The organism is Candidatus Aquiluna sp. UB-MaderosW2red, from assembly GCF_900100865.1.
Classification (GTDB): domain Bacteria; phylum Actinomycetota; class Actinomycetes; order Actinomycetales; family Microbacteriaceae; genus Aquiluna.
Map to the genome: position 1 here is coordinate 555,538 of NZ_LT627734.1, position 13,593 is coordinate 569,130.

Below are 13,593 nucleotides of genomic sequence, written 5' to 3' on the forward strand. Positions count from 1 at the left end.
AACGCTATCGGGTTTGACGGTGGCGCTCATCTTGACTGCTTGCTTCTTAGGGCCTAAAGTTGGGTTAGCACTCACGAGGTGAGACTGCTAATCAAAACTTTAGATATAGAAGAGGTTTCAGTGTCGGTTTCAATCAAGCCACTAGAAGATCGAATCGTTGTTCGCCCAGTTGAGGCTGAGCAGAAGACCGCATCTGGTCTGGTAATCCCAGACACCGCAAAAGAGAAGCCCCAAGAGGCTGAGGTAGTTGCAGTTGGCCCAGGCCGCTTCAATGAGTCTGGCGATCGCATCCCAGTTGATGTTGCAGTCGGCGACTTGGTGATCTTCTCGAAGTATGGCGGCACAGAGCTCAAGTATGACGGCCAGGAGTACCTAGTACTTTCAGCTCGCGACGTTCTTGCGATTGTGGTTCGCTAAATAAAATTCGTAATCAAAACGCCCCGGGTGACCGGGGCGTTTTGCTTTAAGTTCTAGCCCCTAAGCTTTTATGGTGATGGCGAGAAGCAAAAAAACTACCGGGTTGATTTTTGGCTTTAGTGCGTATCTAATCTGGGGCTCATTTCCTTTGATTATTGTGGCGGCAAATTTCGCCGACCCACTGGAAATTGTTACCTGGCGAGTCATCTTTGGTTTTTTATTCGCAGCCCTTTTGGTGACCATCACTCGCAAGTGGCGCGAGATTATTCTGATTATGAGATCTCCGAAAAAATTGGGCTGGATAGCTGTGGCTGCGCTATTTATATTTATTAATTGGGAGGTCTACGTAATTGCCGTCGCGACTGGCAACACTATTGAGAGCTCTCTCGGTTATTTCATAAACCCTTTGATAACGATACTTTTCGCGGTTTTACTGCTCAAAGAAAGGCTGCGAACCACCCAGTGGGCGGCACTTGGTATTGGCTTTGTAGCAGTTGTGATTCTCACGTTTGATTATGGGCGTCCGCCCTGGATCGCCTTCATTCTCGCTATTAGCTTCGCCACCTACTCACTTGCCAAAAATAAAGTCGGCGGCAAGATCGGTGCACTGCAGTCCTTCACCATCGAATCCGCAGTATTGGTGCCGGTGGCAGTGCTTCAGTTTTTGCTGGTAGCCAACACCCTTGAAATCCAAATCACCAAGGGCCCCCTTGAGGCAAGCGTTCTTATCGGATTCGGGATTCTGACTGCAATTCCCTTGATTCTGTTTGGTTCTGCAGCTTCTAGAATTCCGCTGTCGATGATTGGCTTTATTCAGTACCTCACCCCGGTGTTGCAGTTTTCGACTGCTTACTTCATTCTGGGTGAAGAGATGCCGCCGGTTCGCTGGATTGGATTTTCATTGGTCTGGCTCTCCTTGGTGGTGCTAACTTCAGACGCCTTGCTTCGCAAAAGGCCTGCGATCCCGCTTGTTCCCAACTCCTAGTGCTAAATCTGAAACATAATTGTTACGCACTCCTTATAAGCCCTTAGGGTCTTCGGAATACGTATCTACAAGCCTTAATAACTTCGGATTCCGTTGTTTGTGTGGTTTATAAGGGCTATTTCGCAGTGCGAAACTGTTTATTGGCAGAATATCGTGCGAAACAACAGTGCGGGCTGATTCAGCACTAGTTATGATTTTCTCAGATCGCGTAAATTCGTGCGCGCATCCGTTTTTCCTATTGCTATTTCAAGGAGCAAAATGACAACAAAGTTCAAGAGGTCATCCTTCACCAGAAGGGCACTGTCCGCTGCATCGATCGCAATGGTGGGCGCCGTAGTCCTAGCCGGTTGCGCCACCGCAGAACCCGAAACCACCGAGACAGCTGCTGAGGAGACTTCGGCACCTGCCACAATATCTCCAGGTGGCTGTGAGCTAGCTCCAGAGCAAGATGGCGACCTAGTATTCAAAATGGGTACCGCACTTCCATTGACCGGTAACTTGGCATTCCTAGGCCCACCGGAAGAGGCTGGAGTTGCACTAGCTGTTGACGAAGTCAACGCGGCCGGCAAGGGAATCACCATTGACATGACTCTTGGTGACTCGGGTGACACCGATAACAAGGCTTACGACACCGAGATTCCTCGCCTATTAGGCGCCGGAGTCCAGGCAATTGTTGGAGCTGCGTCTTCAGGCACTTCGCTTCAGTTCATCGACCGAGTCATTGCTGAATGTGTTATTCAGTTCTCACCGGCCAACACCTCCGCAGCATTCACCGACTACGAGGACAAGGGACTTTACTTCCGTACCGCCCCCTCAGACGTTCTTCAGGGTGAAGTTCTAGGAAACCTAATCGCAGAAGATGGTCACCAGAGGATCTCATTGATCGTTCTAAATGACTCCTATGGAACCGGACTTGCGAGCTACGTTACCACTGCTTTTGAGGCAGCTGGCGGCGAGGTAATTGCAGCCCCGACCTACAACACCGGAGACACTAACTTCACCGCTCAGATTGCTGAGGCTCTTGCTGGCGACCCAGATGCTATCGTTCTGATCACCTTCGACGAGGCAAAGACAATCGTTCCCGAGTTGGTATCGCAGTTCCCAGCGGACAAGCTCTACTTCGTGGACGGTAACCTAACCGACTACTCAGCAGACTTTGCTCCTGGCACCTTGATGGACGCAAAGGGAACCTACCCTGGTGTTAACGAATCCACAATCGGCGACTTCATCACCCTGATGGACGAGAACTGGCAGGCAGCAGGCAATGCAGCCCTAGCGCTCAATGCCTATGGTCCAGAGTCTTATGACGCTGTCATCCTTCTAGCCCTTGCAGCTCTTGAGGCCCGCAGCACCGAAGGTGCAAACGTGGCTCTCAAGCTCCAGGAGGTTTCAGGTGGCTCCGGCATGGGAACCAAGTGCACCAGCTTTGCTGAGTGTGCCGACATCATCAACGGTGGCGGTACTGCTGATTACGATGGACCATCCGGTGCCATCGAGTTCAATGATGTTGGAGACCCAACTAAGGGCAACATCTTGATCCAGCAGTTCGACGGCAACAACGTTCCAGTAACCATCCGCGGCTAGTAACTAGCCTCGAAGCAACTTAGCCCCTCAAGGATTTCCTTGAGGGGCTAAGTCTTTAAGTGGACGGCTATCTTTTTTTCTTACCCAAGATTTCTAGGCCCAATCCCACTAGAGCACCAAGGCCTATCCCAATTGCTAGGTTGCCGATTATGATCCCCACCGCAATACCAAACGTGGTGGCAAGGGCGAATCTGGTGCCAAAAGCTCTTCTTCTAGGCGCCAAGAGTACCCAGGTAGAGACCGATCACTGCAGGGTCATTCAGTAGCTCCCTACCGGTGCCTGTGACGGCGTCTTTACCTTGATCAAGCACATAAGCCCGGTCAGAAATTTGTAGGCAGCGTCTAGCGTTCTGCTCGACCATGATGCAGGTGACCCCGGCCTTATTGATATCTGAAACTCTCAAAAAAGCCTCGTCCTGACGAACTGGGCTCAGACCGGCTGAAGGTTCGTCCAAAAGCAACACTGCAGGGTTCATCATGAGCGCCCGCCCCATAGCAACCATCTGGCGCTCCCCGCCAGATAGGGAGCCAGCTCGTTGCTTCAATCGCTTGCCGAGTTCAGCAAAAATGGAGACTACGAATTCCAAGCGCTCTTTATAGTGGCTGGGATCCTGGTAGATACCCATTTGCAGGTTCTCTTCAATGCTCAGCGAGGGAAAGACGTTATTGGACTGCGGGATGAACCCGACACCTTTTGAGACCAGTTGATTCGCTTTCAGGCCAATGATGCTCTCGCCATTGAGATTGATTTCACCTTCGCGAACTTTTACGAGCCCGAAGATGGCTTTCAGAAGGGTTGATTTCCCGGCACCATTGGGACCGATGATTCCAATCAGCTCACCCTTATCAGCATAAAAGTTTGTGCCATTCAAGATGTTGACTCCGGGAAGGTATCCGGCATAAAGGTCTTTTACTTCCACAACCAGAGTCATTTTTCGTCCTCTTCAGTAATGATGTTGATTCGACCAGTCACGACACCTAGATCGGTGTCTTGGTGGGCACCGAGGTAGGCGTCAATCACGGCCTGCTCTCTCATGACGCTTTCTGGTGGCCCCTCGGCCACAACTTTGCCCTCAGCCATCACTACCACCCAGTCGGCGATGTGACGGACCATGTGCATGTCGTGCTCCACAAATAAAACGGTCATCCCCTCTTTTTTGAGGTTTAGCACGTGGTCCAATAAAGACTGGGTCAGGGCCGGGTTAACCCCGGCCATCGGCTCATCTAGCATCACTAGAACCGGGTCGGTCATTAGCGCTCTTGCCATCTCTAGCAACTTTCGCTGACCACCTGAGAGTGATGCAGCAAAGTCTTTTTCCTTGCCATCCAGCTTGAAACGCTCTAGTAACTTGCGAGCCTTCAGCTCGATTTCGGCATCTTGTTTCCGCCAGAGAGCGGGGACCAAAGAGCGCAGCAGAGATTCACCCTTTTGATTTTTGGCTCCCAGCTTCATGTTTTCCATGACGGTGAGCAGGCTTAGGGCTTTAGTGAGCTGAAAGGTTCGCACCTGTCCCATTTGAGCCACTTTAAAAGATGGGACGCCAGCCAATGATGTGCCAAGAAAGCTCCACGCCCCAGTGTCTGGTGAGTCAAACCCAGTCAATAGGTTAAACAATGTCGTTTTACCGGCGCCATTTGGACCAATTAGAGCTGTGATAACTCCGCGCGGAATTTCCAAATGGTCAACCGTTACCGCGGTGAGACCTCCGAAGCTTTTGGTGACATTATCGATCACCAATATCGGATCAACTTTGCCACAGCCTGGCTTGGCCTCTCCAATGTGCAGTCCGGTTGATTTATCCGGAGTTTCATTATTTGACAAAGGTCAGCTCCTTCTTATCGCCAAAAATACCTTGCGGTCTAAATATCACCAGCAGCATCAGGCCGATTCCTACCAGCACAAAGCGCAGGGTTGATGCCTGGGTGCCGTTCACCGGCAGAATTCCAGCGGTAGCTAGAGCGGGTAGGACGTTCGATAAGAACGCCTGCAAAACCCAGAAGAGAATAGAGCCGATTACTGGACCAAAGACCGTAGCGGCCCCTCCGAGCAAAAGGGCAGTCCAGATGAAAAAGGTGAGCGAGGTCACGTAGACCCCGGGAGATACGTTTGCAAATGCAGCGTAGACAATTCCACCTAGCCCGCCAAACACGCCACCAATAATTAGTGCCTGCATCTTATAAGCGAAGACATTTTTTCCAAGAGCCCTAATGGCGTCTTCGTCTTCACGAATACCCTTGATAACTCGGCCCCAAGGCGATCTCATGAGTGCCCAGAGCAACCAAACGCAGAGCGCCAAAATAACTAGGCCGAAGACAACCACCCAGAGAGTTTCCCTGTTATACGTCCAAGGGCCGAACCCGTAACTTCCGGGTGGGAAAGGATTCGCCTCATTGAATCCTCCAGTGTTGTTATAGCCGAATAACCCATCTGCGCTTCCAGTGACATCGGTAAATGTGGTGGTGAGAAAGAGCAATCTTGCAATCTCGGCAGCGGCAATAGTCGCAATCGCGAGGTAGTCACCGCGCAAGCGAAGGGTTGGAATTCCAAGTAAGACTGCGAAGGCTATCGAACCAACAATGCCCATAAGCATGGCCAACCACCAAGGGAAGCCGAATGTCAGCACTGCGATTGCGTAGCTGTAAGCGCCAATTGCCATGAAGCCTGCGATACCGAAGTTCAACAGTCCAGCAAATCCAAAGTGCATAGCCAACCCCAAGGCCGCAAGCGCAAACGCCAGGGTAGTGGGGGTGAGTATTGCGGCCAGCGTGTTGTTGAGAATTGATCCCCAGTCCATGATGACCGCCTAACCTATCCGTTGTTTTCGACCGAGCAAACCCTGCGGCCTGACCAGCAATATCACAATTAAAACCACGAGTGCACCGACGTATTTGAGATCGGCCGGAATGAACAAGCTCGAAGTCTCCACCAATATTCCTACTATCAGCGCACCGAGGAATGCCCCAAAGGCCGTTCCTAGCCCGCCGAGAGTTACAGCCGCAAAAATCAAAAGCAAAATCTGCGTTCCCATGTCCCACTTGATGCCCGGACGGAAGTAAGCCCAAAGCACTCCCGATAGACCTGCCATGCTGGCGGACAATATCCAAACCGTTCGAATCACTTTGTCAACATCAATACCGGAAGCGGCAGCCAAATCGGGATTGTCCGAGATTGCCCGGGTGGCCTTTCCGGTTTTGGTCTTCAGTAACCAAAGGGCAAAGGCCAGAATCACAGTGATTGATATTGCCATCGAAATCAGGTCGGTGGCACTGAGTGAAACTGAGCCGAATAGCTGAATTTTTGGTGCATCAAATCCAGGTAGCTGCTCGGTGCCTCCACCAATAAAAAATTGAATCAGGTAACGAACGGTTAGCGAGAGTCCAATCGACACAATCATCAACTGCACGATTCCGATTCCGCGTTTCCTCAAGGGTCGCCAAAGACCAGCGTCCAGTGCCCAGCCAAAGCCCGCTGACATTGCCACCGCCAGGGGAATTGCCGCCCATATGGGAATTTCAAGGATTACCCCAAACAGCAAGGCCGCGACAGCACCGAAGGTAACCATTTCACCGTGGGCAAAATTGGACAGTCCGGTGGTTCCAAAGACTAAAGAAAGACCAACCGCAGCCAAACCGAGCATCAGACCAAAGTTGATTCCGTATATCAGCCTGGCAATGAGTTGGTCAGTAAAAGAGGTCGTATTTCGCTCGCCCTCTCCGATAAAAAAGTTCATTACGGTTCTGCCACCGGCACCGATTTCAACTTCCCTAACCGGTTCGCCATCTAATACGGCGATGCCCTCAGGAAGCGTGGACTCATCCAGAGTCACTGAATAATTTGTGCGTTCTGGCACCCCAACAAACCACTGGCCATTTGCGTCAGTTTTGACGTCGGCGCTGTAGCCATCTCCAGTTACCAATAACCCAACCCCCTCTACGCCCGTGCCATCAACCTTGACGTTTCCGCTTATTCCAAAGGGTAGCTCTTCACCTACTGAGTCAGCGTGCGCCGAGCCTGAGGGTAGGCCAAGACCCAGCATTAACATCGTGAACATTACGAGACTAAATTTCATAAATCGTGACGACGTAGTTGTGTCGAGGAATTGCACTGGTCCTCCAAATCATTAGGGCAACTTTGCCCTGTGGACTCTAAAAAGAGTATTGGAAAAACTTAGCAGTGTTGCGGAAAAATAAAAATATGTCACCGAATTGAAATCTTTTCGAAACCTTTTCACCCTTCCTCGCAAAGGCCCGAAGGAGCTGACAAATCAATCTGAGCTCTAGGTAGGATTGAGTTAGCGAATTATCCCCCATCAAAAAGCGAGGCCGTCGTTGGAAAACCAAGATCCCTTCTCCCTGATAGGCCTCACTTACGACGATGTGCTCCTGTTGCCAGGGCAATCAGACGTCATCCCATCTGGGGTGAACACCACAACCCAGGTCTCTAGAAATATTTCAATCGCAGTGCCACTAATTTCCTCTGCAATGGACACTGTCACCGAGGCCAGGATGGCCATCTCTATGGCCAGGCAGGGGGGCTTGGGTATTTTGCACCGCAATCTTTCCATCGAGGATCAAGCCACTCAGGTTGACCTAGTAAAAAGAAGCGAAGCGGGAATGATCTCGCACCCGGTCACCACAACCCCCTATAAGACCATCCAAGAGGTGGATGATTTATGCGGCAAGTACCGAGTATCCGGCCTTCCAGTCATAGATGAAGATGGCCTCCTGGTAGGAATAGTGACAAATCGAGATATGCGCTTTGTGTTAGAGGTGCAGCGCACAACCACTTTGGTGAAAGACGTGATGACTCCAATGCCACTAATTGTTGGCAAGGTTGGCATTAACCCCGATGAGGCAATGGCCATGCTGGCTCAGCACCGCATCGAGAAGCTACCGCTGGTGGATAACAACGGCAAGCTCCGCGGCCTAATCACGGTAAAAGATTTTGATAAGAGCGAAAAATACCCGAACGCCTCAAAAGACGGCGCCGGAAGACTGCTAGTAGGTGCCGCAATTGGTGTCGGACCAGATGCCTGGGAGCGAGCCATGGCGCTAGTTGAAACCGGGGTGGACATGTTGGTGGTGGATACCGCCCACGGCCACAACTCTGCTGTTTTAGACATGATTAGAAGACTCAAGAACGAACACTTTGCAAAGCACGCCGACATCGTCGGCGGCAATGTTGCCACCCGTGAGGGTGCGCAGGCAATAGTGGATGCCGGAGCCGACGGCGTAAAAGTTGGAGTGGGCCCGGGTTCGATTTGCACAACCCGAGTGGTTGCTGGGGTGGGAGTGCCGCAGATCACCGCCGTTTATTTGGCATCATTGGCCGCTAAGCCTGCGGGAGTTCCAGTAATCGCCGATGGCGGCTTGCAGTATTCGGGAGATATTCCAAAGGCTTTAGTCGCAGGTGCGAATTCGGTAATGCTCGGTTCGCTTTTGGCCGGGACAGATGAATCCCCGGGGGATGTCACATACGTTGGGGGTAAACAGTTCAAGACCTACCGCGGCATGGGTTCTTTAGGTGCCATGCAATCCCGCTCTTTTTCCAAAGATCGATATTTCCAAGACGATGTTTTACGCGAGGACAAATTGGTTCCCGAGGGCATCGAGGGCAGGGTGCCCTACCGCGGCAACGTGGCCTCTGTGGTGCACCAACTAACCGGAGGCCTTAGAGCTGCCATGGGTTATGTTGGCGGAGCCACAATCCCTGAGCTTCAGCAAAAAGGCAAGTTTGTGAGAATCACCTCTGCAGGGCTAAGAGAGTCCCACCCGCACGATATTCAAATGACCATCGAGGCACCGAACTACGGCACTCGCTAGGAGGCCAACAGAATGAATCAAGTTGAAATAGGTCGCGCTAAGAGCGCTCGAGCCGCCTACTCCTTTGACGACATATCAGTCGTGCCAACCAGGCGCACTCGTGACCCGGAGGATGTTTCCACCTCATGGTCGATTGACGCTTATAAGTTTGAGTTACCAGTGGTTGCAGCACCCATGGACTCCGCCATGTCCCCGGCCACAGTCATCGCTCTCGGCAAGCTCGGTGGGCTAGGAGTCCTAGACCTGGAGGGTCTTTGGACTCGCTATGAGGATCCAACCGCTCAGCTTGAGTTGATTGCTAACGCCAAACAAGAGGACTCGACGGCTGTTTTGCAAAGGGCCTATTCCGCTGCGATCAAGCCTGAACTAATCACCGAAAGACTCGCCGAGATTCGAGCCGCCGGAGTGACGGTAGCCGGAGCCCTCTCACCTCAGCGCACCGCCGAATTATCCGCTGTGGTCCTAAAAGCCGGAGTCGAGATGTTTGTGATTCGCGGAAATACGGTTTCCGCTGAGCACGTCTCTAAGACCGTCGAGCCGCTAAACCTAAAAGAGTTCATTTACCAGTTGGATGTTCCGGTTATGGTCGGAGGCGCTGTGACATACACAGCCGCACTTCACCTAATGCGAACCGGGGCCGCAGGCGTTCTAGTCGGCTTTGGTGGTGGAGCGGCTAGCTCCACTAGAAAAGTGCTGGGTATTCACGCACCGATGGCCACCGCTGTGGCAGATGTCGCAGCTGCAAGACGAGACTATATGGATGAATCTGGTGGGCGCTATGTCCACGTGATTGCCGATGGCGGGCTCGGGACCTCCGGGGATATAGCAAAGGCCATTGCTTGTGGTGCAGATGCGGTGATGCTTGGGACTGTTTTGGCCAGAGCAGCCGAAGCCCCGGGTCGGGGTTGGCACTGGGGTCAAGAGGCGGTTAGCAAACAATTACCGCGCGGTGCAAGGGTCAGAGTAGGCACTCACGCCCCGCTTGAAAACATTTTGTTGGGCCCGGCCGATGCCCCCGATGGGCACGCCAATCTCATTGGCGCGCTGAAGCGCTCGATGGCCACCACCGGTTATTCGGATGTTAAGGAATTCCAGCGCGTTGACATCATCTTGAACCCGCACGACTAAGTGAAAAAACTTAGCTTTTGGCAAGTTGCGAAACGGCCCAAGTGGATCGGGGGTCTTTTTGTGGCCTTGCTGGTTGCCGTCGTGTTTTCGCTATTGATGCAGTGGCAACTCTCAAGAACCTTCAACGTGGTTGGGGTGGTTATCGAGGAAAATGACCCGGTGCCGTTGAATGATTTGGTGCAACCAGGAACCCTGCAGCCTTTTATATTTGATCGCCAGGCCTTTGTCACAACCGACGTTGACGAAGAACACGTTTACATCGTGCAGCAGCGCCTTCAGCTGGTGGGTGAGGAAAGTGTTTCTGGCTACTGGCTGGTTGCGAATTCGATTACCCAGGTCGACAACGAGCCGGTGAGCCTGACTCTGGCCTTGGGGTTTGCTCCAAATCTAGAGGCCGCGCTCCTGGCAAAGTCCCAGCTATCAGCTGGGGCACTAGAAATATCTGGCTACATCCAGCCATCCGAGGCCCCGGCGGTGTCCGATGATGCTCAGACTCTGGGATCTTTGTCCTTGGCCCAACTAGTGAATTTCTATTCCAATGAACCATTTGCCTCTTATCCCATCTACCTGATTGTGCAAGATGGTATTGACGTTGGGCTCGAACAGATTTCAATTGGAATCAGGCAGCAGGGGATTGAGATCAACTGGCTCACCCTGTTTTACGCCCTCGAGTGGGCATTTTTTGCGCTTGCTGCGTTTTACCTGTGGGGCCGAATGGTTATGGATGAGCGCAATAGAGAACTAGGTTTATAGAATCGTTATTTGAAAATGTGAGTTTTTGCCCGTTTAGGTGGAGATTTATGAGAAATCCCTGCTAACTTGAGCTAAATCCCGATAAAAACGGGCAGTTTCAGGCAAACCTGGAGGTTTTCGAGAATGTTGGCGGAAGAGAGAAGACTCAAGCTGATTGAGTGGACTCGATCAGAGGGTCGGCTTGACGCCACCGATGCCGCTACGAAACTTTCAGTGGCCGTGGAAACTGTTCGTCGCGATTTGGATGTCCTTCAGCGCAGGGGGGTAGTGCGCAGAGTGCACGGCGGAGCTATCGCTTTAGAGCGTTTCACAAAGGAATACACGATTCCCGAGCGGTATGACCGCAACCCGAAAGAAAAGCAGGCCCTAGCTGATGTCGCAGCGGCATACATCCCCAAAGAAGGTTGCATCTTTGTTGATGGTGGAACCACAACCGAGTGCCTAGCGCCTCACCTGAGGGATAGGCCAAATCTTTTGGTTGTGACCAATAGCATCACATTGGCTCATAAAATTTCCGGCACCTCCACCAAGGTAAAGATTCTCGGAGGCCAAATCAGACCCGCCACCCTAAGCTCGGTGGGCGCTAAGACGGTGTCCGATTTATCTGAACTCAATGCCGTAGCCAGTTTTATCGGAACCAACGGGATATCTATTCAAGGCGGAGTTACGGCCTTTGATACGGATGAGGCGATGGTGAAAAAGACCATGATGAAAAATTCGATTGAGCGTTTTTTGCTCGCGGATGCTGGAAAGTTCGGATCCAGTTATCCGGCTAGGTTTGCCAATTTTGAAGATTTCGATCGGCTGGTGACGAATGTCACAACCCCGGGAGAATTCATCGAGGCCTTCACGGACGCGGGGGTTGAAATTGCCCTCGCGTAATTTAAATTTCTCTTCTCTATCTGGAGCGGAGAAAGGGTCACCAAGACAAGAGTGGATCTCAACCAAACTCTCATCTTGGCGACGCAAATGAATACAACCCCTCTTTAAGGAAGGCAGTACCCATGGCTAATTTTATCCCCACTACAGACAGTGGACATAAAGGTTGGCGAGCTTCATTGCAGAAGTTCGGCGGCAACCTTGCTGGAATGGTGATCCCAAACATCGGCGCATTTATCGCCTGGGGTCTCCTCACGGCACTATTCATCCCAACCGGCTGGCTTCCAAATGAGGATCTAGCCAAAATGGTGGGTCCAATGATCGTGAACCTACTGCCAATTTTGATTGCCTACACCGGTGGTCGCTTGGTGCATGGTCAGCGCGGAGCCGTAATTGCTTCGATTGCTACCGTGGGCGTGATTGTTGGAACCGATGTTCCAATGTTCCTCGGCGCCATGATCATTGGACCGCTAGCCGCTTTGATCTTGAAGCAGATTGACAAGGCGTTGGACCCAAAGGTCCCCGCGGGCTTTGAGATGCTTGTGAGCAACTTCTCCCTTGGCATCTCCGGTTTGCTATTGGCAATCCTTGGTTACTGGGGCATTGGTCCTGCCGTGAACGCAATCACCGATGTACTCGGCGCAGGGATCAAGGTTTTGGTCGATGCTGGACTCTTACCTCTGGTCTCGATTCTGATTGAGCCAGCCAAGGTCTTGTTCCTGAACAACGCCATCAACTTCGGAGTGCTGGCACCGCTTGGTGTAATCGATGTCGAATCCGCAGGAAAATCCATCATGTTTATGATCGAGAGTAACCCTGGACCAGGTCTCGGATTATTGCTTGCCTTCTGGCTCGCAGGGCCCAAAGCGCTTCGCGGCTCTGCTCCGGGCGCAATCATCATTCACTTCCTTGGTGGAATCCACGAGATCTACTTCCCATATGTATTGCTGAAGCCACAGACCATCATCGCGATGATTGCTGGTGGAGCAACCGGTGTTGCCGTGTTTTTAGCAACCGGCGTTGGGCTTGTCGCTACTCCTTCTCCAGGCTCGATATTCGCCTGGATGGCGATGACTCCTGCCGGTAACCACCTGGGCGTGTTGCTGGGGATTTTCATGGCCGCTGCGGTCAGCTTCACGGTCGCATTCTTTGTTCTTCGACTATCCAAGGACGATGCAACATCGGCCGACCTCGCAGGCGCCAAAGCAAAAAGCAGTGAAATGAAGAGCGGAGCAACTCAGTAAACATGGCAAAAGTATCTGGAGCCGATGTCAAGACGATAGTCGTGGCATGCGAGGCAGGAATGGGTTCTTCGGTGATGGTGGCAAAAATGCTGGCCAAGCAGCTCAAGCCGCAAGGAATCACGGTAACCCATTCCCCTGTAAATCAGTTGCCGACTACAGAGCACGACATCGTGCTTTGTCATAGAGGGCTGAGCGGTCGAGCTAAGCAGGCCGTTCCAGACTCGGTTGTCATCGCGTTTGACATGTTTCTGGGTGACCTAACCATCGCAAGATTGGTAAGTGCGCTTCAGGATGGTCAAGATATCTCCGATGACTGATCTGATTCAACAGGCCGGAATCCAACTAGCTGCTGCGGCTTCCTCCTCGGAGGAGGCCGTAGCTAGCTGTGGCCAGTTGCTGTTCGAACTCGGGGCGATCGAAACCGAGTATGCGGCGGCTATGTGGGAGCGCGAGCAGATTTTCTCCTCAGCGATTGGTATGGGCTTCGCGATTCCACACGGCACTGATGAGTCCCGCAAGTTTGTAAATTTTGACCAACTTGTTTTCCTAAGGCTCGAAAACCCCATTATGTGGGGGGACGAAGAGGTTTACTGCGTGCTAGGAATCGCCTCTCAGGGCGATGCTCACGTTGATATTTTGGGGAATTTAGCAGAGCTGATTCAGGATCCGGCCCACTTGGCCACTTTGATGAACTCGAATTCTCCTTCCGAAATCCTTGATCTGCTCCTCAGCAATCAAGATTAATTTCGGCAGTTCCCATTTAGAGATTTATAAGAAGGT

15 protein-coding genes are annotated in these 13,593 nt (G+C 52.0%); 10 read left to right on the plus strand and 5 right to left on the minus strand.

The genetic code is table 11. The features are described 5' to 3' along the window. The first annotated feature begins 120 nt into the window (after positions 1-120). The 3 genes from groES to BLP47_RS02915 all read left to right on the plus strand — a co-directional run bounded on the left by groES (position 121) and on the right by BLP47_RS02915 (position 2,986). Positions 121-417, plus strand: coding sequence for a co-chaperone GroES (groES, locus tag BLP47_RS02905; protein WP_091852849.1), 297 nt, complete (start codon positions 121-123; stop codon positions 415-417). Positions 418-493: 76 nt separating this feature from the next. Continuing rightward, positions 494-1,402, plus strand: a complete 909-nt coding sequence (gene rarD, locus BLP47_RS02910; protein WP_091852852.1) for an EamA family transporter RarD — start codon at positions 494-496, stop codon at positions 1,400-1,402. 258 nt (positions 1,403-1,660) lie between these two features. Next, positions 1,661-2,986 (plus strand): ABC transporter substrate-binding protein, encoded by a 1,326-nt coding sequence (locus tag BLP47_RS02915; protein WP_197672389.1) that lies wholly within the window; start codon positions 1,661-1,663, stop codon positions 2,984-2,986. Between the two features lie 67 nt (positions 2,987-3,053). Here the strand turns inward: BLP47_RS02915 and BLP47_RS08445 are convergent, their stop codons facing one another. Genes BLP47_RS08445 through BLP47_RS02935 form a run of 5 tightly spaced genes read right to left on the minus strand, consistent with a single transcriptional unit; the run spans position 3,054 to position 7,038 of the window. Beyond that, positions 3,054-3,209 carry a hypothetical protein gene (locus BLP47_RS08445; protein WP_157671431.1) on the minus strand — a complete coding sequence of 52 codons (156 nt, stop codon included), beginning with the start codon at positions 3,207-3,209 and terminating at the stop codon, positions 3,054-3,056. Next, on the minus strand, positions 3,199-3,918 hold the full coding sequence (locus BLP47_RS02920; RefSeq protein WP_091850208.1) for an ABC transporter ATP-binding protein: 720 nt from the start codon (positions 3,916-3,918) through the stop codon (positions 3,199-3,201). The genes BLP47_RS08445 and BLP47_RS02920 overlap by 11 nt, the downstream gene beginning before the upstream one ends. After that, positions 3,915-4,808: an ABC transporter ATP-binding protein gene (locus tag BLP47_RS02925; RefSeq protein ID WP_091850210.1), complete on the minus strand. Its 894-nt coding sequence runs from the start codon at positions 4,806-4,808 to the stop codon at positions 3,915-3,917. Before BLP47_RS02925 ends, BLP47_RS02920 begins: the two co-directional genes overlap by 4 nt. Then, positions 4,798-5,781 carry a branched-chain amino acid ABC transporter permease gene (locus BLP47_RS02930; protein ID WP_091850211.1) on the minus strand — a complete coding sequence of 328 codons (984 nt, stop codon included), beginning with the start codon at positions 5,779-5,781 and terminating at the stop codon, positions 4,798-4,800. Before BLP47_RS02930 ends, BLP47_RS02925 begins: the two co-directional genes overlap by 11 nt. Before the next feature lie 9 nt (positions 5,782-5,790). After that, the gene (locus tag BLP47_RS02935) at positions 5,791-7,038 is read right to left on the minus strand and encodes a branched-chain amino acid ABC transporter permease (protein ID WP_091850212.1); all 1,248 of its coding nucleotides are present in this window, start codon (positions 7,036-7,038) and stop codon (positions 5,791-5,793) included. A 277-nt stretch (positions 7,039-7,315) separates the two neighbouring features. On the opposite strand from BLP47_RS02935, the gene guaB reads away from it, so the two are divergent. From guaB to BLP47_RS02965, 7 genes are all read left to right on the plus strand, one after another. After that, a complete protein-coding gene (guaB, locus tag BLP47_RS02940; protein WP_091850214.1) occupies positions 7,316-8,809 on the plus strand; it encodes an IMP dehydrogenase in 1,494 nt (497 codons plus the stop codon). A gap of 12 nt (positions 8,810-8,821) precedes the next feature. Then, on the plus strand, positions 8,822-9,937 hold the full coding sequence (locus tag BLP47_RS02945) for a GuaB3 family IMP dehydrogenase-related protein (protein ID WP_091850215.1): 1,116 nt from the start codon (positions 8,822-8,824) through the stop codon (positions 9,935-9,937). After that, complete coding sequence (locus BLP47_RS02950; protein WP_091850217.1) at positions 9,938-10,690, plus strand: SURF1 family cytochrome oxidase biogenesis protein; 753 nt, start codon at positions 9,938-9,940, stop codon at positions 10,688-10,690. A gap of 123 nt (positions 10,691-10,813) precedes the next feature. After that, a complete protein-coding gene (locus BLP47_RS02955) occupies positions 10,814-11,572 on the plus strand; it encodes a DeoR/GlpR family DNA-binding transcription regulator (protein ID WP_091850220.1) in 759 nt (252 codons plus the stop codon). 122 nt (positions 11,573-11,694) lie between these two features. After that, complete coding sequence (locus BLP47_RS02960; protein WP_172807170.1) at positions 11,695-12,813, plus strand: PTS mannitol transporter subunit IICB; 1,119 nt, start codon at positions 11,695-11,697, stop codon at positions 12,811-12,813. Between the two features lie 2 nt (positions 12,814-12,815). Beyond that, on the plus strand, positions 12,816-13,130 hold the full coding sequence (locus BLP47_RS08570; RefSeq protein WP_172807171.1) for a PTS lactose transporter subunit IIB: 315 nt from the start codon (positions 12,816-12,818) through the stop codon (positions 13,128-13,130). Next, complete coding sequence (locus BLP47_RS02965; protein ID WP_157671433.1) at positions 13,123-13,557, plus strand: PTS sugar transporter subunit IIA; 435 nt, start codon at positions 13,123-13,125, stop codon at positions 13,555-13,557. The genes BLP47_RS08570 and BLP47_RS02965 overlap by 8 nt, the downstream gene beginning before the upstream one ends. Positions 13,558-13,593: the final 36 nt, after the last annotated feature.

Coding starts and splice junctions, on each gene's coding strand:
- rarD (WP_091852852.1), top strand. CDS start 494: ATGGCGAGAAGCAAAAAAACTACCGGGTTGATTTTTGGCTTTAGTGCG.
- BLP47_RS02915 (WP_197672389.1), top strand. CDS start 1,661: ATGACAACAAAGTTCAAGAGGTCATCCTTCACCAGAAGGGCACTGTCC.
- BLP47_RS02920 (WP_091850208.1), bottom strand. CDS start 3,918: ATGACTCTGGTTGTGGAAGTAAAAGACCTTTATGCCGGATACCTTCCC.
- BLP47_RS02930 (WP_091850211.1), bottom strand. CDS start 5,781: ATGGACTGGGGATCAATTCTCAACAACACGCTGGCCGCAATACTCACC.
- BLP47_RS02935 (WP_091850212.1), bottom strand. CDS start 7,038: ATGTTCACGATGTTAATGCTGGGTCTTGGCCTACCCTCAGGCTCGGCG.
- BLP47_RS02945 (WP_091850215.1), top strand. CDS start 8,822: ATGAATCAAGTTGAAATAGGTCGCGCTAAGAGCGCTCGAGCCGCCTAC.
- BLP47_RS02955 (WP_091850220.1), top strand. CDS start 10,814: ATGTTGGCGGAAGAGAGAAGACTCAAGCTGATTGAGTGGACTCGATCA.
- BLP47_RS02960 (WP_172807170.1), top strand. CDS start 11,695: ATGGCTAATTTTATCCCCACTACAGACAGTGGACATAAAGGTTGGCGA.
- BLP47_RS08570 (WP_172807171.1), top strand. CDS start 12,816: ATGGCAAAAGTATCTGGAGCCGATGTCAAGACGATAGTCGTGGCATGC.
- BLP47_RS02965 (WP_157671433.1), top strand. CDS start 13,123: ATGACTGATCTGATTCAACAGGCCGGAATCCAACTAGCTGCTGCGGCT.